Raw genomic sequence first — 21,128 nt, 5'->3', positions numbered from 1 at the left:
AAGGGTTCAGTCCAGCTGCTGAACGAGCGGGTGCTCGTCGGTCAGCAGCCGCTTGAGGACCTTTCCGGTGGGGTTGCGCGGCAACTCGTCGACGAAGAGGACATCGCGTGGCACGGAGAACCGGGCCAGCCGCTGGTGGACATAGGAACGCACGAGTTCCGCGTCGAGCCGGGCGCCGGCGCGCAGTACGAGATAGGCGGCAAGGCGCTGGCCGTATTCGTCGTCGGGCACGCCGACCACGGCGACGTCGTCGACCTGCGGCAGCGCGGACAGCACCTCCTCGACCGGCCGGGGGAAGACGTTCTCGCCCCCGGAGACGATCATCTCGTCGTCGCGGCCGGAGACGAACAGCCGCCCGTCGGCGTCGAAGTAGCCGCGGTCGCCGGTGTCCATCAGCTGGTGTCTGATCTCGCGGGCGACGCCGTCGGTGTAACCGTCGAAGAGCATGTCGTTGCCGACGAAGATTCGCCCGACCGATCCCGGCGGGACCTGCTCGCCGTCGGGCCCGAGGATGCCGAGGGTGGACCCCAGCGGCGAGCGGCCCGCGGTGGTCGGCGCGGCGCGCAGGTCGGCCGGGGTGGCGATGGCGCCCGCGGAAACCTCGGTGGAGCCGTAGAAGTTGTAGAGGATGTCACCGAAGACGTCCATGAAGCCGGTGACCACGGTGCCGGGGATCGCCGAGCCGCTGCTGGCGACGATGCGCAGGCTGGAGGTGTCATAGCGCTCGCGCACGTGGTCGGGAAGGGCGAGCATGCGCTGCAGCATGATCGGCACCACGAACAGCGTGGTGATCCGGTGCTTCTCGATCGCCCGCAGCGTGGCCTCCGCGTCGAAGGTGCGCTGCAGCGACAGGGTGGCCCGCAGGACCATGCCGATCTGGACGCCTACCAAGCCCCAGCTGTGGAAGATCGGCGCGGCGATGAGGACGCTGTCGCCGACCTTCATCGGGATGCGGGAGAGCACCATCGCCGCGCTGCCCAGTCCGGGTGGCGTCGGTCTGCGTGCGCCCTTCGGCGTGCCGGAGGTGCCGGAGGTCATCACGATGAGCCTGCCCGGCTCCTTGGGCGGGGTGAACGTGCCCGGCTCGTTCTCGGCGATCACGCTCTCGAGCGTGGGCGACTTCGAGCCGGTCCAGAGCCGGGTGACGGTCACCGGCAGGTAATCGACCTTGCCCGCGAACTCGTCGTCGACCACAAGCACCTTGACCCGGTGGCGGCGCACGACCTCCACGACCTGCTCGGCGGACAGGGCGGTGTTGAGCATGACGACGTCGGCGCCGAGTTTGCCGAACGCCACCAGCGACTCGATGAACATCGCGTGGTTGCGGGCCAGGATGCCGACCTTGCTCCCGGCGCGCACACCGAGCTCGCGCAGTCCCTCGGCGAGTCTGCCGGAGCGGTCGGCGATCTCGCCGAAGGTGCGTCTGCCGGTGGGGTCGATGACCGCGGTCTTGCCCGGTTCACGGGCCGCGGCCGCGGTGTACCCGGCGACCATGGTCCCGCCCCACGTGGCGACGGCCTTGAGCTGCTTGAACATCTTGTCCGGCCGCGCGGGGGCCAGGATCCCGGCCTTGGCCAGGGTCGAGACCATCCGCATCGGGGACGAGCTGACGTCCTTGCGCTTGAGCACCGCGCGCGGGTCGGATATGCCCGCGAGGTGCCCGTCGACGCGCCGCACGGCGTCGCGGACCCAGTTCTTGATGTCGGACTCGGTCCAGTCGATGCCCTGCGGGTGGCGCAGCATCGGCTGGAAGAACACGAACTTGAGGATCGTCCTGCCCGGTCCGCCGTCTTCGAGCCGGATCGAGACCCAGCTGCCGTTGTCCGGCTTGCCCGCCAGGACGAGTTGCTCGTCGGGCCGGGCGATCCTGGTCTCGATCTCGTGGTGCAGCAACGCCCCCGGCCCCAGGGAGGCGCGCAGCAGGAAGCGGGCGGGGGTGCCATATCCCCGAGCGGCTATCTGCTCGAATGAGGTGATTCCGCGGAAGAATCGCGAATACCGCGGAAGGTCGCCGATCACGCTCCACACACGCTCGCGCGGATGATCGATGTTGATGTCGAAGACAACACAATCGGCTGACATGGCACACGATCCTGTCTTTGCTTAAAAACAACCCCCGAATTTTGTGGAGCGCACCCTCTCTGCTAGGTGTCACAGCTCGACAATCAGGATCGCAGCGCGAATCCGCGCTGGTCAAGGCTATTTTGTCGAGCGGCGAAATATCGCTTCGCCCGACAAGTTCTCGCTCATCTTCTGTCAGTTCGCCACAGGCCGATCAGGTCGAACGCGCAAGAAATTCAAGTTCGGTCGCGGCCTCGGCGGCACCGCCCGCGGCGGCGAACGACTCCTGGACCCGCTTGGCGGCGTCACGGTAGCCGGGCTCGGCCAGGACATCGTCGATCGCCTTGCCGATCCGCTCGGCTCCGGCGTGCGCGAACCGGAGCCTGACCCCCGCCCCGGCGCGCACGACCTGATCGGCGATCACGGGCTGGTCGTCCCGGATCGGGGCGACCACCAGCGGAACGGCCCGGTCGAGCGCCTCGCAGACTGTGTTGTGCCCGGCGTGGCAGACCACGAGCGCGGCCCGGTCGAGCAGTTCGGGTTGGGGCACCTCGGTGCGGCACAGGACGTTCGCGGGGACGTCGGCCAGTGCCCCCGCGGGGTCGACGACCACGGCTTGCAGGCCGGGCCGGTCGCGCAGGGCGGTGAGGCTGTCGGCGAGGAACTTGGCGCCGGCGTCGTCGTTGGCGGTGCCGAGGGTGACCAGGACGAGCGGCCGGTCGTCGAGCCATTCCCAGGGAAACCCGATGGGCCGGGCGGGCCTGCGCGACGGTCCGACGAACCGCACGGGCACGGCCACCGCGGGGTCCCCGGCGAGGACGATGGTGGTGAACGCGAGCACCAGGTGCGGGGAGAAACGCAGGTCGTGGCCGTCGAGCGGGTCACCGAAGCGCAGGCGGAGGTCGGCGAGCAGCCCCCGGACCCAACCGCCGATCGCGGGCATCGCCGCCAGCGGGTCGGTGATCTCGGAGGAGGTGGTGGCCGAGGTGGCCCACGGGAGCCCGACGCTGCCCGCGACGAGCGCGCCCGCAAGAGCCTGCTGGTCGACCAGGAGCGCGTCCGGCCGCCACTGTTCGACCGCGTCCCGCACGCCGGGAAGCATCGTGTGGGCGAGCGGGACCAGCATGGATTCCCAGAGGAACTTCCAGGCGGCGAACCCGCGCACGTCGGCGGGCCGTTCGGGAATGGGACACGCCACGGAGAAGACGGTGGAGCCTGCCGGGAGCAACCGGTCGAGCAGCTCCTGGTCCCCCGCCCACGCCACGTCGTGCCCACGCCCCGTCAACTCGGCCGCGACCCCGGCGACCGGGTTGACGTGACCCACGAAGGGCGGCACCACAATCAAGAATCGGCTCACGCGGCCACCTCACAAGTTCGGTGGCTCCACTCGCGAAGGCACTGTGTCGATGATTCGCTCGCAAGCTCACTCATGCCGCGCCGACCTCCACCTCCGCGGGGATCGCCTCGATCTCGTCGACCCAGTCGAGCAGCAGCGAGCGCACGGTGCGGTGGCGCTCGACGAGCACCGAGTGGTTCTGGCCGTCGATCACCTCCGTGCGGCAGTCCGGCAGTGAGGACTGCACGGCAAGCAGGTTGTCGCTCTGAAACCCCTCACTGCCCACAATGGACAGAACCGGGCAGCGGATGCCGCGCAGGGCCTCGGCGTCGAGCAACGGGCCCTGGGGGACCTCCTCGACGATCGTCGTCGCCCGGATGACCGCGCTGGCGACCTTCGACAGGCGCGCGTGGTGCGCGCCGTAGGTGTCCTCCAGCCACGCGAGGATCTCCGGGTCCTCCATCCAGTCGACCACGTTCGTCAGCGTGCCGCCGATCTTGCGGGACCACTCGTGGGTCGCCGGTTCGGCTTCGATCGCGACGATGCTGCGCACCCGCGAGGGGTAGCGCTCGGCGAAGCTGAACGCGATGGTGCCGCCGAAACTGTTGCCCACCAGGTAAACCGGGCCTTCGACGTCGGTCTCGTCCAGCAGCGCGCGCAGGTCCTCGACGAAGTCGGCGACCCGGTAGCCGCTCACCGGGCGGTCGCTGCGGCCGTGGGCGCGCAGGTCATAGGTGATCACGTTGATCCCGGCCTGCGACACCGGCGCGGCCAGCGTCAGGTAGAAGCTGGCGAGGCTGTCGTAGCCGAGGCCATGGATGAACACCACCGTCGGCGGCTCCGGTGTGGCCGGGTTCTTCGCGGGCATCAGCTGGTAGTGCGTGCGGATGCCGTTCGCCTGGATCATGCCCACCGGTGTCAGCTCCCCGCCAGGCGCGGCCTGCTCAGGGCCGTGCGCACGAAATCCACGAGCAGGCCGACGCGCATGCCGATCACGTCGTCGATGTCGAGGTCGGCGAGGAACGCCGCGAGGTTGACCTGCTCGCCGTAGCGGTCGGTCAGCATCGACCCGACGGTGACCAGGTCGATGCTCTCCAAGCCGAGTTCGTCATGGAACGTGGTGTCTAGAGTGATTTTGCCAGCGATCTCGCCTGTATCGTCAAAGCCATCGAGACCGTACTGATCCAGGACTCTCAGGAGCATCGAGCTGATCTCCTCTAGCACTGCCTCCTGCGACGGCACCTCGGTGATCGGTGTGGTCGTCACGATGTCTCCTCCTTCTGCGTTGTGGACTGGCCCGGGACCCAGGCCACGACGTACTGGCGAACCGGCAGGCCATCGGGATTGGCCACCAGTTCGATGCGGGCGCCGCCCGCGTTGACGATCAGCTCGGAGGCGGCCGACGCGGCCGCCATCAGCCGCGGATCGCGGTTGCGGGCGGGCGGCCATTCGAGCTCGGCGATCGCGATCTGGCCCTCGACCATCGCCACTCCGAACTCGTGGCTGCTGTCGACGTTCACGGTCAGGTCGGGGATCTCAAGCCCGCCCACACCGGTGACAGCGCACCGGCCGGACGCGTCTTCGCGCACGCGCAACTCGGCGGGGAACAGCGGGCCATAGCCGTCGTCCCAGAGCCTGCCGCGCACGGCGTCCTTGACCACGATCCGGCGCAGCAGCCAGCGCCGCCGCTCGGTCGGGTCACAGGCCTCGTACTCCGCGATCTCCGCCGCGCCAAGGTATTTGCGCAGGTAGAACTCGCGGGATGCCAGGCTCGGCCAGCGTTCCGCGGCGGCCCACCAGCCGCCATCGGCCCGCCAGGACAGGGTGCTGGTCTCCGGGAACCGGTGCACGGAGCCGATCGCGGCGTCGCTGTCGAACCGGGTGTCGGTCCACCCCTCGATGGACACCGCCACCTCACCGCCCGCGGTCACCTGGGCGTCGGCGCGCACGGTGGCGAGCTCGATCCCGGTGACCCGCATCGAGCAGTCCACAGTGGACCCGATGCCGGGAGCCGGGCGGTGGAACCGGATCCGGTTGATCGCGATGGGGAACGCGATCCAACGCTGCGGGTGGTTCTCCACCAGCCAGTGGCCGATGACCTGGCCGACGTTGTCGAGCAGGGCGCCCGGCGCTTCGGGCACGGTGATCTCCGCGCGGGCGTCGTCGTCGGACACCGCTAGAGTGCGGCTGATCCCCTGGTAGGACGGGCCGTGGAACAGCCAGCGCTGGGCATAGAGGTCCGCGGCCGACAGACTCGGCGCCCGCTCCCCCGCCTTGGGCGTCCACGGCCGGGGGGCTTGCGGGTAGCTGTCGCCCAGTACGACCGTTCCGTCGGCGTAGTCCCCGAGCCGCACCTCGACCCGGTCGCTGTCCAAGGGCCGCACCGAGACGGCGACCTCGGTCGCGGGCGCGGCGACGAGCCAGCGGCGGAAGCGAAGGTTGTCGACGCCGACGACGACCCGTCCGGGCGCGGCGGAGCGGGCGGCGTCGATGAGGTGCTGCACGACGGTCGTCGCCGGGACGACGGGCCGCAGGTCGGTCTCGTCGGGCCAGCCATCGCGCTGCCGGGCGAAGCAGTGGTCGGCCAGGTAGGGCATGTCCGAGGTGGACACCGTCAGGCTGAACTCGCGCGGTGTCATGGCGGGGCGGCCTGCCGCGGTGAGGACGGCGGCGACGGCGTCGGTGGTCTCGTCGATGAGCGCGGTCAGCTCGCGCAGCGCGGGGAACCGCACAGCCAGTTCGCTCAGCCGCGACAGACTCGGCTCGACCGGTTCCTCGGCCTTGCGCGGGGCGAGCGCGGTGAAGTCGGGATTGCCGCCCTCGGCCCACAGGGCGGCGGCGACCCGGCGAAGCTGGTCGACACCGCAGCGCTGCCCGGAGTTGGCGGCGACGGTGAGGTGGACGGCGTCGCGGAGCGTGTCATCGATCAGCGATCCGAGTTGGCCGGGGCCCGCTTGGACGAAGACGCGGACGCCGGAGTCGTAGAGGGCCTGGATGGTGGCGCGGAACCGGACGGGCTCGACCAGGTGGCGCACGCACAGCTCACGGGCCAGCGCCGGGTCGTCCGGGAACGGGCTCGCGGTGTTCGCCGACCAGACCGGGATGGCGGCCGGGTGCATCCGCAGGCTGGGCACGCCCTGCTCGAACTCGCCGAGGAACGGCGCGAGCATGGGGGTGTGGAAGCCGGAGCGGAACGGCAGCACCTGGCAGATCACCGCCGCCGCGCGCATCCGCTCGACCAGTTCGGCGATGCGGTCGGCGGGACCGCATACGACGGTCTGGTTGGTGGAGTTCTCGTGGGAGATCACCAGCTCCGGGCTGTGCGCGATGGCTTCGGCGGCCCGGGCCGCGGGGCAACCGAGCACCGCGAACTCGACGCCGGGCACGCGCAGCGCGTCGAGGTCGGTGCGGGCGAGCATGGCGTCGAAGTCGGCGCCGGAGACGACACCGCCCGCGATCATGGCCGTCCACTCGCCGACGCTGTGCCCGGCGACGGCGTCCGGCACGATCGCCATCCGACGCAGCGCCGCGTCCAGCAGCCTGCCGACGGCGAGGACCGCCCCGCCGTGCCTGCCGACGGTCTGGGTGCCCAGGTCCGGCACCGGCACGCCGAGCAACTCGGCGAGGTCGTCGACCCGCGGCGCGAAGTCGGCTTCCAGGCCGGGGAAGACAAACGCCGTCCGACCACCGCGGAGCAGCTGGTCCGGGCTGAACCACACGTCGTCACGACCCCGCAGGGCACGCCCCCGGGCGACGACTTTGCGGGCCAGGGCGAGCCTGCGCGGGGTCGGGTCGACGATGCCGAGCCGGGCGCCGATCGCCGTGCCGGGTGGCAGGGCGAGGACGTCGGTGTCGGCGCGGTCGAGCAGCGCGGACAGCTCGGCCGGGCTGGCGGCGGCCAGCAGCAGCACCCGTTCCGGCTCGGTGACCGTCCTGGGTCCGAGGATGTCGATGGCCGTCATCGCCTCACCACTCCGATGCCGAGTACACGACGGCGTGCTGGGCGGGGTCGCCCCAGGCCAGTTCGCGCAGCAGGCTGGCCACGCCGTCGGCCGGGTCGAGCAGCTTGATCCCGCGCTCGGCGTAGGATCGGCCGAGTTCCGCGCTGACCATGCCGCTGTGCGCGCCGACCGGCGCCCACGGTCCCCAGTGGACAGTGAGCGCGCGGTTTCCGGTGCGCCGCGACCAGTCCGCCGCCATGCTGTCGAGGGCGTCGTTGGCGGCGGCGTAGTCGGCCTGCCCCCGGTTGCCCAGGGCGGCGGCGATGCTGCCGAAGAAGACGACGAACTTCGTGTCCACCGCCAAGTCGCCCAGTTCGGCGAGCACCGCGTTCGCACCGTCGACCTTGGTGCCGTAGACCCGCTCGAACGACTTCGGGTCCTTCTCGGCGACCAGCCGGTCCTCGATGACGCCCGCGGCGTAGACGACGCCGTCGAGCCTGCCGTGCTCGGTGTGCACCTGCTTGATCAGCTGCCGGACCGCGTCGCCGTCGCGCACGTCGAGGGTGTGGTACTCGGCGGTCGCGCCGGTTCCTCTGATCTCCCGCAGGGTCGCGGTGACCTCTCTGCGCGCCAGGATCTCGCGGGCTTCCCGTTCGATCTGCGCGAGGTCGCGCCCGCCGAGCCCGGCCAGCGCCGACCGCAGCCCGGCGAGGTCGCGGGCGACCAGGACGGCCGGGTGCTCCGGTTCGGCGTCGAGCACGGTGCGGCCCGCGAGTTCGATGTGACAGCCGGCGGCCTCGCCGATCGCCACGGCCACCTGGGCGGTGATCCCGCGCGCTCCCCCGATGAGCAGCACGACGGAGTCGCGGGTCAGACCGACCGCTTCGGCCTCGGCGGCGCCGATGCCCGCCGGTCCCGCGCCCGAGGTGGCGAGGGAGCCGAGCGGCTTGGGCACCATGCGGTACGCCTGCCTGCCCTCGGCGGTGACGATCACGGCGGGCTCGTCGCGGCCGGTGAGGATCTCGGTGACGATGAGCTCGGCGGTCTGCTCGTGGGCCATGGCCGGGTCCAGTTCGACGTGCCTGGCCACCAGGTCGGGGTATTCGCGGTGCAGGGAACGGAAAAGTCCCCGCAGGCCCGCGGCCACCGGCGTCGCGGCCGAGGCCGCCAGCACCCACTTCGGCCCGCGGGCGAGCGCGGACTTCAGCAGCCCGAACGTGCCGGGGAGCACGGCGTCCTCGTCGTGCAGCGCGTGCAGCGAGATGAGGCCGTCGACTCGGTCGACGTCGGCGGCCAGCTCCGGCCTGCCCTGGAAGGGGATGGCCAGCGCGCCGCGGGCGGAGAGCTGGTCGGCCAGTTCGGTGGCCAGTGCCGGGTCGCCGCCCGCGATCAGGATGTGCTTGCCCGCCAGCGCCATCATGTCGGCGCTCGGCTCGGCTGCGGCGGCCACCAACTCCAGCACGTAGCGCTGTGCGGGCGAACCCTCGACGCCCAATGGCGACGCCTTGTCCGCCACGGAGTCCGCCATCGCGGCCGCGGTGCGGGCCCTGACCAGCACGTCGACCTGGTCCTGGCCCAGCCCGAGCCGCGCGGCGACCTCGCCCGCGATCTCGCTCCGCTTGATCGAGTCGATGCTCAGGTCGGCTTCCAGGTCGATGGTCGGGAGGATCATCTCCGCCGGGTAGCCGGTGCGGGCGGAGATCACCTCGATCACGACACCGATCGGACCGGCCGGGGAACCCGGTGCCACGGCGGCGGGCTCGGTCCCGGTCGCCGGTGCCACGACAGGAGCTTCCGTCCCGGTCGCCCGCGCCATCGCGGCGGCGGTACGAGCTTTGACCAGCACATCGACCTGGCCATGGGCCAATCCAAGCCGCGAGGCCACCTCACCGGCGATCTCCGTGCGCTTGATCGAGTCCACGCTCAGATCCGCTTCCAGATCCACCGTCGGACTGATCATCTCCACCGGGTAGCCGGTGCGGGCCGCGATCACCTCGATCACCACGGCGAGCGAGTCGACCGACGACACCTGTCCTACCGCGGCGGGCGCCCGCCCACCCGCGGCCTGAGCCATCGCCCCAGCCGTTCGCGCCTTGACCAGCCCGTCGATCGCGTTCTGACCGGACAGGCCCAATCGCGAGGCCACCTCACCGGCGATTTCCGTGCGCTTGATCGAGTCCACGCTCAGGTCGGCTTCGAGATCCACGGCCGGGTCGATCATCTCGACCGGGTATCCCGTCCGGGCGGCGATCACCTCGACCACCACCGACAGCGCGTCCGGCGCCGCCGCTACCACCTCAGGGCGGGCAGCCGCGGGTGCGGCCATCGGCTCCGCGGTCTGCTTCGGTGTCTGGCTCACGAGCGGCGTCGCCACCGGCGCCGAACCCAGGTAACCCAACAGGACGTCCCGCTGCGCGGCGATGAGTTCCCGGCTGGTGCGCAGGAAGTCGCTCACCATCTCGTCGCGGTCCGACGCGGCGGGCATGGCGACCGCGGGGCCCGCCAACGTGACCTTGCGGGCGGGCGCCAGGCCCACATACCCGCCTGCCACCGTCCGGACGAAGCTGCCGTCGATCGTCCACCCCGCACGCGCGGGCGGCGTAAGGGTGCTGACGTCCTTGGCGTCGCGGCCGCTGAACAGCCAGCCCGTGCGGACGTCGACACCGGCGACGGCCAGCCGGGCCACCGCGTCGAGCAGACCGGTGATGCCACCGTTGTCGACGGCGATCACGGTGTGCGGCCGGTCGCCGAGGATGCGGCCGACGAGTCCACTGAGGACCCGACCGGCCCCTGCCTCAAGGAAGATCCGCACGCCGTCGGCGTACATCGCCTCGATCTGGTCGGCGAAGCGCACCGGGGAGCCGATTTGGGCGGCCAGTTCGGCGCGGACGCCGTCGGGGTCGGTCGGGTACGCGCTCGCCGTCCGGTTGGACCACACGGGCACCTCGGGCGTGCTGACCGGCACCCCGGCCAGCACCTCGGCGAAGGTCTCGCCCGCACCCGCCACCAGCGGGCTGTGGAACGCGCACGCCACCGGGATGCGCTGAGCCGACAAGCCGGCCGCGCGCAAGGCTTCCAGTGCGGCCAAGACGTCTGTGGTCGGCCCGGAGACCACGACCTGGCGCGGACCGTTGTCGTTGGCGATGACCACGGACCCGGACAGCCCGTCGAGCACGGCCGCGGTCTCGGCACGGCCAGCGGAGACCGCTGCCATCGTGCCGGGGTCGTCGCCCGCCGCACCGAGGATGGCCTCGGCACGGGCGGTGCTCAGGTTCATCAGGGTGCCCGCGTCGAGCGCGCCCGCGGCGGCGAGCGCGACGAGTTCGCCGTAGCTGTGCCCGCCGAAGGCTTCGGCGGTGACGCCGAGCCGGGTCAGCAGGTGGTGGACGGCAAGCCCGGTCAGACCGAGCGCGGGCTGCGCGACCCTCGTGTCACGCAGCGCGTCGGCCTGCGCGGCCGTGGCGTTCTCGTCGAACGCGGACGGCGGGAAGATCACGCCGGTGTCCATGCCGACCGCGCGGGCCAGCCTCCCCAGTTCGGGGAAAGCGACGAACAGGTCGGCGAGCATGCCCGGGCGCTGGCTGCCCTGGCCGGGGAACAGCACGCCGAGCTTGCCGGAGGGCCCGCCCTCGACGTGCAGTCCGGGCACCGAGTGACCGGCGACGGCGGCCCGGAGCTGAGTGGCCAGCTCATCCAGATCCTTGGCCACCACGGCGATGTGAGCCGGTGTGCGGTCGCGGTCGGCGCGCTCGGCGGCGGTCCGCGCCAGATCGCGCAGCGTCCACGGCCTGCCGTGCGCGTCGTTGGTGGTGACGAGCGTCAACAGCCGCTCGACCTGTCTGCGCGCGGTCGCCTCATCGGCGCCGCGGAACACGAGCAGCTCGGCGGGCCACTCGCGCAGGCCGTGGCGCACCGCGTCGGAGCGCTGGTGCCCGCGCAGCACGACGTGGAAGTTGGTGCCGCCGAAGCCGAACGCGCTGACCCCGGCGACCCGGCGATCGGGCCGCTCGGTCCAGGGCGCGGCCTTGCCGTGGAAGACGAACGGGCTGGTCCGCGGGTCCCACGCCGGGTTGGGCTCGGTGACGTGCAACGTCGGCGGCTTGACCCCGGTGTGCACCGCCAGCGCGGCCTTGATCAGGCCGGCGAGCCCGGCCGCGCACTTGGTGTGCCCGATCTGCGACTTGACCGACCCGATGACACAGCTGCCCGGCGCGGCGCCCGCGTCGGTGAAAACGGCGTCCAAAGTGGACAGCTCGGTGCGGTCGCCGACAACGGTGCCGGTGCCGTGCGCCTCGACCAGGCCGATCTCGGTCGGCGACACCCGGGCGGTGCGGTAGGCCCGCTCGATCGCGCGGCGCTGGCCGTCGGGACGGGGAGCGGTCAGGCCCAGCGCCTTGCCGTCGCTGCCGCTGCCGACGCCGCGGATCACCGCGTACACCCGGTCGCCGTCGCGCTCGGCGTCGGCCAGGCGCTTGAGGACCACGACAGCCACGCCCTCACCGAGGGCGATGCCGTCGGCCGAGGAGTCGAAAGTCGCGCAGCGTCCCGTCTTCGACAGCGCGCCGACCGAGGAGAACAGGAGGTAGTCGTCGACCGCGTTGTGCAGGTCGGCGCCGCCGCACAGAACCATGTCGCTGGTGCCGCCTGCGAGTTCCTTGCAGCCGATGTCGACCGCGGCCAACGACGACGCGCAGGCCGCGTCGACTGTGTAGTTGGCGCCGCCCAGGTCGAGCCGGTTGGCGATGCGCCCGGAGATGACGTTGGCCAGCCTGCCGGGGAAGGTGTCCTCGCTCAGCTCCGGCAGCTGGTCGGCCAACTGCTCCGGCACCGCGCCGAGGTACTCGGGCAGGGCCATGCGTAGGGTCTGCGCGGTGGCCAGGTCGCTGCCCGCCTCGGCGCCGAACACCACGCTCGTGCGGTCGCGTCCAGGGCCGCCGTCGGGGTAGCCGGCGTCGGCGAGCGCGCGGCGGGCCGCTTCGAGGGCCAGCAGCTGCACCGGCTCGATGGCGGCCAGGGTCGACGGCGGGATGCCGTAGCTCAGCGGGTCGAACGGGATCTCGGGCAGGAAGCCGCCCCACTTCGACGGGGTGCGGCCGGGGCCGCCTCCCTCGGCGTAGTAGGTGTCGACGTCCCAGCGGCCCGCGGGCACCTCGGTGACCTGGTCGGCGCCACCGACCACAGTCGACCAGAAGGCGGCGAGCGTGTCGGCGCCGGGGAACATCGCGGACATGCCGACGATGGCGATGTCGAGCGGCGGCAGCTCAGGGGCGCCCGCCGGAAGGTCCATGGTGGACCGCAGCACAGCGGACCGCTTGTTCCACAACGCGACCGCGCCGGAGGTGACCTCGGCGTGCAGGGCGGCGATGGTGGTCGGCTGGGACCGCAGCACGGCGACGTCGCCCGCCATGAACAGACCCTGGTCGAGCTGGTCGTCGTCGCTGACGGCGACCAGCTCGTCGCCCTCGCGGCGCACGCCCTTGCTGGCGATGCGCAGCCTGCCGGTGTTGAGCGACTCCAGCCGCTCCCACACCTCCCGCTCGGGCACACCCTGGTCGAGCAGTTCACGGCCCAGCGAGTGGAAGGCCTCGGTGAACGGGCTGCTCACGCAGCGGGTCGCGTGGCCGGGGGCGGTGCGCAGCAGCTCGGTGTGGGTCGCGGCCAGGACCTGGCGCTGGAACACCGGCTGCACGGCGCCACAGGTGACGGCTTCCTCGGTGAACAGGTAGCCGGTGCCCATCAGGACACCGACCCCGGCGCCCTTGCGCACCAGCGGATCGGCGACCGCGGCGACGGTCGCCGCCGAGCGGGCGTCGTGGATGCCGCCCGCGAAGAGCAGGTGCAGTTCGCCTGCGGGCAGACCGGCGTCGACGGCCTCGACCAGGACGGCGACCTGCGCCTCCCAGAGGGCGAAGCTCGACAGCGGTCCGACGTGGCCGCCGCACTCGGCGCCCTCGAAGACGAACCGGCGCGCGCCCGCGGCGAGGAACTGGCTCAGCAGACCGGAGGACGGCACGTGCAGGAACGTGGCGATGCCCTCGTCCTCCAGCGCGCGGGCCTGGTCGGGCCGACCGCCGGCGATGAGCGCGGTGGCGGGTCGCATCTCCTTGATGACCGCGAGCTGCGCGGCGCGGATCCCCTCGGGGGCGAACCCGAGGACGCCGACGCCCCAGGGCCGCTCCCCCAGGGTTTCCCGGGTCTCGGCGAGCAGGGCACGGGTCTGGTCCTCTGTGGACAGGGCGAGCGCGACGAACGGCAGCGCTCCATGTCCGGCCACTGCGGCGGCGAACGCCGCCTGGTCACTGACCCGGGTCATCGGACCCTGCGCGACCGGCAGCCTGGTACCGAGAGCGCGGGCCAGCGCGGATCCCTCGGCCAGCGCGGCGATGCCCGGGGCGAGAGCGGAACGGACGGCCGTGAGCACGGCGCGCACCACGCGGGCGACACTGCCGTGGTCCCGGGCGAAGCGCTGCGCCAGGAAGACATCCTGCCCGGCGGCGACCAGCTCGCCCGCGGCGACGCGGGAGGCCACTGTGGACTCGTCGAGATCGGTGGGCAGCGGTTCGGCCGTGCGGTCGGGCAGCACACGGTGTCCGCCGACGACGACCGTCGCCGACCCGTCGCCCGCGGCCACCAGCGCGCGGGCGCGCGCGGGAAGTTCCGCTTCGGGAAGCAGGGACAGCTGCGTTTCCAGGACGACACCGGCGGCGCCCGCGACGACGGCGCCCGCGGCGGTGTTCGGGCCGATTCCCCCACACACCCACACCGGCACGGTGAGATCGGACTCCCGGAGCACCTGCTGCAGCAGCACGAACGAGCCGAGCGAGCCGACCCGCCCACCCGCTTCGCTCCCCCGCAGGATGACACCGTCGGCGCCGTTCTCCGCGGCGCCGAGCGCCTCGGCCGCCGAGGTGGCCTCGACGAGCACGAAGAAGTGATCCGGGATGTCGGCGAGCTGCCACGGCGAACCCCAGCCGAGGACGATCGCGGCGATCCGGCTGGAGTGATCTCCCAACAGGGCGACGAAGTCGTCGACGGTCAGCGCGCACGAGTGCGGCACGCGCACACCGACGGGCGCGTCGTCGGCCCCGCGCACGACCGAGACCACGGCCTCCCGGGCCGCCCGGTCGCCGCTGCCGAGGTCGAGGACACCCAGCCCGCCCGCGCCGCTGACCGCCGCGCACAGGGCGGCGTCGGCCGCACCGGGCGCGGTGATCCCGATGACGAGATCGGGCCGTTCGACTCTCGCTGGCATGTCGCCTCCGCTGTTCGTGTTCCGCGATCGGGCGCGGGCCCAGGTCACGCCTTGATCCGCGGGCGTGCGGCGGCCTGCTGGTTGGTCACCCACGCCTGCGGGTCCGAGGCCTTGCTCGCATAGAGGTCCGCGATCTCCGGGTGGGGAAGGATGAGGAACCGGTCGTCGATCACGCCTTGGGCCGCGGCTTCGGCGACCTCTTCGGCGGTGATGATCGGCGCGACGGCGGCGACCGCGCGCGCGGCGGGGTGGCCCGCTTCCAGACCCGCCATGAGCAGTTCGGTGCGCACGCCCATCGGGCACAGCGCGCTGACCGTCACACCGAGGCCGCCGTAGGTGAACGCCAGCCACTCCGCGAGTCCGACAGCGGCGTGCTTGGTCACCGAGTACGGGGCGTCGCCGGGCAGGCCGAGCAGGCCGACGGCGCTGGCGGTGATCATGAGGTGCCCGCTGTGCCTGCGCGCCATCGCGGGCAGCACGGCCTGAGCCAGGTGCACATGCGCGAGCACGTTGATCGACCACGAGCGGGCCCAGTCGCCGTCACCGGCGTGGATTCCCATTCCGGTGGCGATACCGGCGTTGGAGCAGACGATGTCGACGCCGTCGTATTCCTTCTCGGCCAGCTTGACCAACCCGGTGATCTGATCCCGGTCGCCGACGTCGACGCGCACGCCGATGGACGGGACCCCTAGAGAGCGGACCTGGCCCGCGACCCGCTGGGCGCCGACTTCGTCGATATCGGTGACAAGAACACCGCGCGGCCGTTCGTGGGCGAAACGCAACGCCATCGCGGCACCGATTCCACGGCCCGCACCGGTGATAACCAGTGATTTATCCTGAATTTCCACGAGGCTCCTCACCGGCCAGACCGGACCGTATCGACACCCGACCAAACGAGTGACACCCATCCGGCGCTGTTGAGCGAAGTTAGAAGGCGCGTGTGATGGGCGTCAAGCCGGCTCGGACAACCTCGTGCACCACACAACAAGGGTCTCGCAAACCTTGTTCGAATGTGAGTGACACCGCTCGGACCAGGCGCTCGACCCCGCCGATGTTTGCCCGCCTGCGGCGGCCGGAATTACATTGACGGCTTCCGGGCTTTGCGGAAACACTCAGCTCCGCCATCATTCTTATTTCACCGTGAGCAAGATGGGCGCCAAAACTGTGCAGATGAGCGAAACGTCACCGAGGGTGATCAAGGGGCCGTGGTTACTGGCGGGGGCGATCTTCGTCGGCTACGCGGTGATGTCCCTGGCCCGGTTCCAGCGCATCGCGCACGGCTCCTTCGACCTGGCCCTGTTCACCCAGGCCGTGGCCGGGTACGCCAAGTTCGAGCCGCCCATCTCGAACGTGCGCGAAGCCGGGTACAACGTGCTCGGGGAGCACTTCCACCCGATCCTCGCCCTGCTCGGCCCCCTTTACCGACTGTGGCCGAGCCCGATGACCCTGCTGGTGGCGCAGGCCCTGCTCGTGGCCGTGTCGGTCGTGCCGATCACCCGGTTGGCCATCGAGCGGCTCGGCACCGGCTCGGGCTACGCCGTCGGTGCCGCCTACGGGCTGTCCTGGGGGTTGCAGGCCGCGGTCGACTTCGACTTCCACGAGATCGCGTTCGCCGTCCCACTCATCGCGTTCTCGCTGGTGGCGGTCGTCGAGCAGCGGTTCCGGCACGCGATCATGTGGGCGTTGCCGCTGGTGCTGGTCAAGGAGGACCTCGGGTTCATCGTCGCGGGGATCGGCCTGGTCATCGCGATTCGAGGGAAGCGGCTCGCGGGCGCGCTTCTCGGCGTGTTCGGCATCGCGGCGACGCTGATCGAGATCGGAATACTCATCCCCGCGATAAACCCCGAGGGCAAATACCCGTTCTGGAAGCAGGCGGGCGGCGCCGATCCGACCGCGGAACAAGGCCCGTTCGGCATGGTCTCCGCATTGGGTGAGCAGCTGTTGACGTCGGGCGACGTCAAGGTGCACACCTTGTTCCTGCTGTTGCTCGCGACCGCTTTCCTCGCGGCGCGGTCACCGATCACCTTGATCGCCGTCGTCCCGCTCGGCCTGCGGTTCATCTCGCCCAACGAGTTCTACTGGGGCACCACCTTCCACTACAGCGCGCCGCTGATGCCGATCCTGTTCGTCGCGGCCATTGACGCGCTGATCCGCCTTCGCACCACGGAATCCACAGGTCAGGGCCTGCGCGACCGGGCGCGCAAGGCGTGGGCGACCCATGGTGCGGTCGCCATGCTGGCCATCGCCATCGCCCTGACGGACAAGTTCCCGCTGTCGCAGTACTGGGACCCGAAGACGATGTTCTCGCAGGAAGAGCGGGTCGAGGCGGCCTGGACGGCGATGGCGCTGGTACCCGACGGCGCCACGGTGGAGACCACGCTCAACCTGCTCGCACCGCTGTCCGGGCGCACCGACACGTACTGGGTGGGGCATGCGAACAACCCGGTGCCGCAGTACGTCGTGTTCGACCAGAAGAACAGCGGTGCCCCGGTCCCGCCGCAGGACCCGCTGCGCTGGATTTCGGAGCGGCACGGCGGCGCCCAGTTCGAGACCATCTACGCCGACCGTCACGGGTTGTACGTCTTCGTGTCCTTAGGCGATGCTCCATCCCGGTGAGAGTTGTCCCACACAGTCCAACCGGTCGGTCGAAAATATTGGCCCATGACAAAGGTTGAACCGATTTCACGATGGGCTCCGAGAAAGCTTGCGTGGCCAAAGTCGCAAAGCTAGTTTCCTTAAAGGTAGCGAGCCTGTTACAGAACCCCTCGCTACCTTCCCGGCCACTCTTGCCAGATCGGTCTCCGCTGACGACTGCGCACCGGAGCCCGCGGTATTCGTATCACCGTTGATACCACGAAAGGATGATTGTGAATCATCGCAGAGGTTCAAAGAAATTGACCGCGGTATTGGCCTCGGTCACCACTGCCGGGCTGGTGGGCGCCGGCCTTTTCATCGGTGCGGGCACGAGCGCGGCCGCCTCCCTTGATCTGAACTACGGCTGCACCTTCCCCCTGATCGACGTTCAGCCGGTCAAGATCCAGATCAACGCCAGCATCCCCGACACGATCACCGCGGGTGTGCCGACCGGCGAGTTCCAGATCGAGGCGATTTCGACGCTGAACGAGGACACCACGACCGGCCTCAAGCTGGTCAAGGTCGCCACGATCGAGGGCACCGCGATCTCCACCGCGCACATCAGCGCGCCGGACTTCGACACCGACCTCGAGGTTCCGGTCACGGTGGAGAAGACCGCGATCCCCGCGTCCGGCGGCTTCACCGTCAAGGCCACGGGAAAGACCCCGTCGCTGAAGTTCCCGAAGGCCGGCCCGATCAAGATCACGGTCCACGACATCGTTCTGAACATCACCGCCAAGAAGGCTGACGGCACGCTCGCGAGCATCCCGCCGTCCAACCCCTTCGAGGCTCCCTGTGCTCAGGACCCGGGCCAGAACAACGTGCTGAAGGAAGGCGAAATCCTTCCGGGCGGCGGCGGCACCACCAACCCGACCACCCCGCCCAGCACCACCAACCCGACCACGACGACCCAGCCGCCGGTCACCACGACCACCACGAAGCCGCCGGTCACCACGACGCCCGGCGGTGGCGGCACGGTCAAGTACGGCTACAACCTGGCGGGTAAGTCGAACCTGAAGAACATGTCCGGTGATGTCCCGCTGAAGGGCACCATCGACGCCAACCTGACACTCGCGACCAAGAAGTTCACCGCTGACCTGGTCCTGAACCCGGCCACGGCCAACCTCAGCATCATGGGCTTCCTGCCCGTCGTGTCCAGGGTCGAGTTCGTCAACGAGGCTCAGACCACCGGTTCCATCGAGGCTGATGGAGCGCTCAAGTCCAACTCGCTGCTGACCATCAAGCTGCCGCAGGTCAGCCTGTTCGGCTTCCCGATCAGCCAGAGCGCGGACTGCAAGACCGTCACCCCGTCCGACATCAACCTGGCCTCGGCGCCCGACTTCGATGTCATCGCCGGCGGTCAGCTGACCGGCAGCTACACCATCGCCCCGCTCAAGGGCTGTGGCTCCTTCAACGACTACATCAGCGGCTTCGCTGCTTCGTCGGGCAACACCATCGCGGTCAACCTGACCTCGAAGTAAGTAGTACCGCTCCACAGGGATAGCATTACCGCTCCCCACCGGAGGGCCCCACCGCGATGATGCGGTGGGGCCCTCCTTTTTGCGTGGTGCCATGGATCAGGACGGCACTGCTTCCCCACGCTCCCACTGGTGCCCTACTCCCCTGCCCCACCTCGTCTTTCCGCCGCGCTGACTCGCAGCTGACCTGACTTGCACTGTCCCGACTTGCACTGTCCCGACTTGCGCTGCCTCGCCTACTGCTTCCCTGCCCTGCCCTGCCCTGGAATCGGCATCCCGCCGCCCCACCACTGACGGCGGCCCCGGGGGTCCCCGTACCCGCGGACGAGCAAACCTCCAGGAATGGCTCTTGATCCCTGCTCTTCCCCTGCACCGTGGTCCTGGCCGCGCTTGTTGATCAGAAACGCTTTGCTGTCCGCCTCTTTCCGCCCGGTACCCGTTGTGTTGCTGTGCAATAGGTACCGGGCGGGCGTGCACGCCAGGAATGCCCGTCCCATCAAGTAACCATGGCCAGGACGAGGGAAGGGGAACTACGGGGGGTGAAGCGTCGTCCCTGCACGTTCGCTCGTCGGAGGTAGAAGACAAAGCCACCCCAGAAGGTGACCATGTCCGCGGGTGCAGGGATGCAGGAGACTCGTTGGGACGAAGACAACGAAGGAGGCCGGGAGCGATCGCTCCCGGCCTCCTTCGTTGTGTGTCTGGCTACGGGCAGTTGGGAGTGGCCGGAGTTCCCGCCACCCGATCCTTGAGGAACGTCATAGCGTCAGCGTTCCCGTCGAAGATCCCCGTGACGTGGTCGGTCGGGTACGCCTTCCACGTCAGGTTCACCCCCGCCCGGCAGTACGTCTTGTGCAACGTGTCCGCCTGTCCGAAGGGGACGATGTCATCGCTGGACCCGTGGTACTGGAAGACCGGGACCTTGACCGGCATGGTGCCGAGCTTGTTCTTCGCGACAGCGGCCAGAAGAGCGTCCTGGACCGGGGTGTCGGTGGTGTACTCGGACAGGGCCTTGTTCTTGTACTTCAGCAGCAGTTCCAGCGTGCACGACTCGTTCTGGACGTCGGCGACCGCGGCCCGGCCCGCGTCGTTCAGGTAGGACTCGAGCTTGATCTCCGGGTAGGCGTTGTCAAGGCCCACCAGGGCGTACAGCAGGAAACCGAAGCCGCGGCTGCCGTCGAGCTTGAGGGTGACCTGAACCAAATCACCCGGGACACCACCGGCGACGACGCCCGCCAGTTTGACGTCCTGGCCGTACTCTGGCTGCAGCTGGCCCGCCCAGAGTGCGGCGCCGCCGCCCTGGGAGTAGCCGCGGAAGAACACCGGCGCGGTCGTGGACAGCTTGGCCGCGGGCAGTTTCTGGCCCGCCCGGACCATGTCGATCACCGCGCGGCCCTCGGACAGGCCGGTGATGTAGGTGGTCTTCGGGTTGACGTGATAGCCGGCGTAGTCGGTCATGACGACCGCGTAGCCGCTCTTGAGCATGTCGGCGATCGCCGGTCGCTCGTACCCGGCGCCGACGGCCAGCATCGACGACGGTGTGCAGCGGAAAGCCCCGCCGTGGGTGCCGGAGGCGAAGCTGACGATGGGGGCGGTGGCCGGGTTCGCGGTCTTGGGCACCAGGATCGTCCCGGTGACCGCGTTCGGCGCGCCGTCCTCGTCGGTGGACAGGTACATGACCTGCCACGAGTTCACCGTGCCGGTGAACTGCGGCGCCGGACTCGGCCGCCAGCGGATGACATCGCCGGGCGCGCCCGCGGGAAGCGGCGACGGTGGGGTGTAGAACGAGTCGTCGGTCGGGCCGGGGTCGGCGGGGGCCGGGCCCGCGGCCGCGGACGGGGTGCTCACGAGCGCCACGGCCGAAGCCGCGACCATGAGCGCCGTGGCGACAGCGGAGAGCCGGGTTCTGCGCCGCGCCGCCTTTTGCGAGGAGTGAGTGAAGAGAGAGCGCACCGCTCGACCTCCGAGTCAGTAGTGGCAGTGGGTGGATGGGGACGCCCGGTGAGGGTCAGACGCGCACCGGGCGTCCCCTGTGGACTGTCAGCGACGGCGGGCGCGCAGGCGCATCACCAAGAGCGCGTTGGCGCCCAGTGCGATCAGCAGCAGGCCGATGCCGAGCGGCCACGCCAGCGAGACACCGGTGTTTGCGAGTTCGCCGTTCGAGTTGTTGCTGGTGGGGACGTACCCGCCCACACCCCCGGACGGGATCTGGGTGTTGACCACCGGCAGCGTCGTGACCGTGGTGGTCGTCGGCTCGGTGGTGGTCGGCTCAGTCGTGGGCGGCTGAGTGGTCGGCTGCGTCGAGCTCGTGGTCGCGGTCGTCGTCGGCTGCGTCGAACTGGTCGGCGCGGTCGTGGTGGGCTTGGTCGTCGGCTGCGTCGAGCTCGTCGGCTGAGTCGTTGTGGGCTCAGTGGTCGGCTGCGTCGAAC

At 70.3% G+C, this 21,128-nt stretch carries 10 protein-coding genes and 1 pseudogene; 2 read left to right on the top strand and 9 right to left on the bottom strand.

Annotation, left to right across the window (positions count from 1 at the left end; all coding sequences use genetic code 11):
- Positions 1 to 6: 6 nt before the first annotated feature.
- The 7 genes from GPZ80_RS00055 to GPZ80_RS00025 form a co-directional block, all read right to left on the bottom strand.
- Positions 7 to 2,082 (bottom strand): AMP-binding protein, encoded by a 2,076-nt coding sequence (locus tag GPZ80_RS00055; RefSeq protein WP_187217653.1) that lies wholly within the window; start codon positions 2,080 to 2,082, stop codon positions 7 to 9.
- A gap of 193 nt (positions 2,083 to 2,275) precedes the next feature.
- Positions 2,276 to 3,418: a glycosyltransferase gene (locus GPZ80_RS00050; RefSeq protein ID WP_187217652.1), complete on the bottom strand. Its 1,143-nt coding sequence runs from the start codon at positions 3,416 to 3,418 to the stop codon at positions 2,276 to 2,278.
- A 70-nt stretch (positions 3,419 to 3,488) separates the two neighbouring features.
- Positions 3,489 to 4,304, bottom strand: coding sequence for an alpha/beta fold hydrolase (locus tag GPZ80_RS00045; RefSeq protein ID WP_187218270.1), 816 nt, complete (start codon positions 4,302 to 4,304; stop codon positions 3,489 to 3,491).
- An 11-nt stretch (positions 4,305 to 4,315) separates the two neighbouring features.
- A complete protein-coding gene (locus GPZ80_RS00040; RefSeq protein WP_312880027.1) occupies positions 4,316 to 4,663 on the bottom strand; it encodes a phosphopantetheine-binding protein in 348 nt (115 codons plus the stop codon).
- Entirely contained in the window at positions 4,660 to 7,359 is a 2,700-nt protein-coding gene (locus tag GPZ80_RS00035; protein ID WP_187217651.1) for an acyltransferase domain-containing protein, read from the bottom strand. The genes GPZ80_RS00040 and GPZ80_RS00035 overlap by 4 nt, the downstream gene beginning before the upstream one ends.
- 4 nt (positions 7,360 to 7,363) lie before the next feature.
- Positions 7,364 to 14,590, bottom strand: coding sequence for a type I polyketide synthase (locus tag GPZ80_RS00030; protein ID WP_187217650.1), 7,227 nt, complete (start codon positions 14,588 to 14,590; stop codon positions 7,364 to 7,366).
- Positions 14,591 to 14,634: 44 nt separating this feature from the next.
- The gene (locus tag GPZ80_RS00025) at positions 14,635 to 15,498 is read right to left on the bottom strand and encodes an SDR family oxidoreductase (protein WP_222718722.1); all 864 of its coding nucleotides are present in this window, start codon (positions 15,496 to 15,498) and stop codon (positions 14,635 to 14,637) included.
- Positions 15,499 to 15,760: 262 nt separating this feature from the next.
- Between GPZ80_RS00025 and GPZ80_RS00020 the strand changes: the two genes are divergently transcribed.
- Together GPZ80_RS00020 and GPZ80_RS00015 are read left to right on the top strand one after the other, a co-directional pair.
- The gene (locus tag GPZ80_RS00020; RefSeq protein ID WP_187217648.1) at positions 15,761 to 17,206 is read left to right on the top strand and encodes a DUF2079 domain-containing protein; all 1,446 of its coding nucleotides are present in this window, start codon (positions 15,761 to 15,763) and stop codon (positions 17,204 to 17,206) included.
- A gap of 278 nt (positions 17,207 to 17,484) precedes the next feature.
- Positions 17,485 to 18,705: a DUF6801 domain-containing protein gene (locus tag GPZ80_RS00015; RefSeq protein ID WP_187217647.1), complete on the top strand. Its 1,221-nt coding sequence runs from the start codon at positions 17,485 to 17,487 to the stop codon at positions 18,703 to 18,705.
- Positions 18,706 to 19,404: 699 nt separating this feature from the next.
- Here GPZ80_RS00015 and GPZ80_RS00010 read toward each other — a convergent pair.
- The gene (locus GPZ80_RS00010) at positions 19,405 to 20,574 is read right to left on the bottom strand and encodes a lipase family protein (protein ID WP_187218268.1); all 1,170 of its coding nucleotides are present in this window, start codon (positions 20,572 to 20,574) and stop codon (positions 19,405 to 19,407) included.
- 165 nt (positions 20,575 to 20,739) lie between these two features.
- Positions 20,740 to 21,128: pseudogene (locus GPZ80_RS00005) on the bottom strand (hypothetical protein); the annotation flags it as partial.

Origin of the sequence: Actinokineospora xionganensis (genome assembly GCF_014323725.1) — a bacterium.
GTDB lineage: Bacteria > Actinomycetota > Actinomycetes > Mycobacteriales > Pseudonocardiaceae > Actinokineospora > Actinokineospora xionganensis.
The sequence above is the reverse complement of the archived record's forward strand: the minus strand, read 5'-3'. Positions and strand labels throughout refer to the sequence as shown.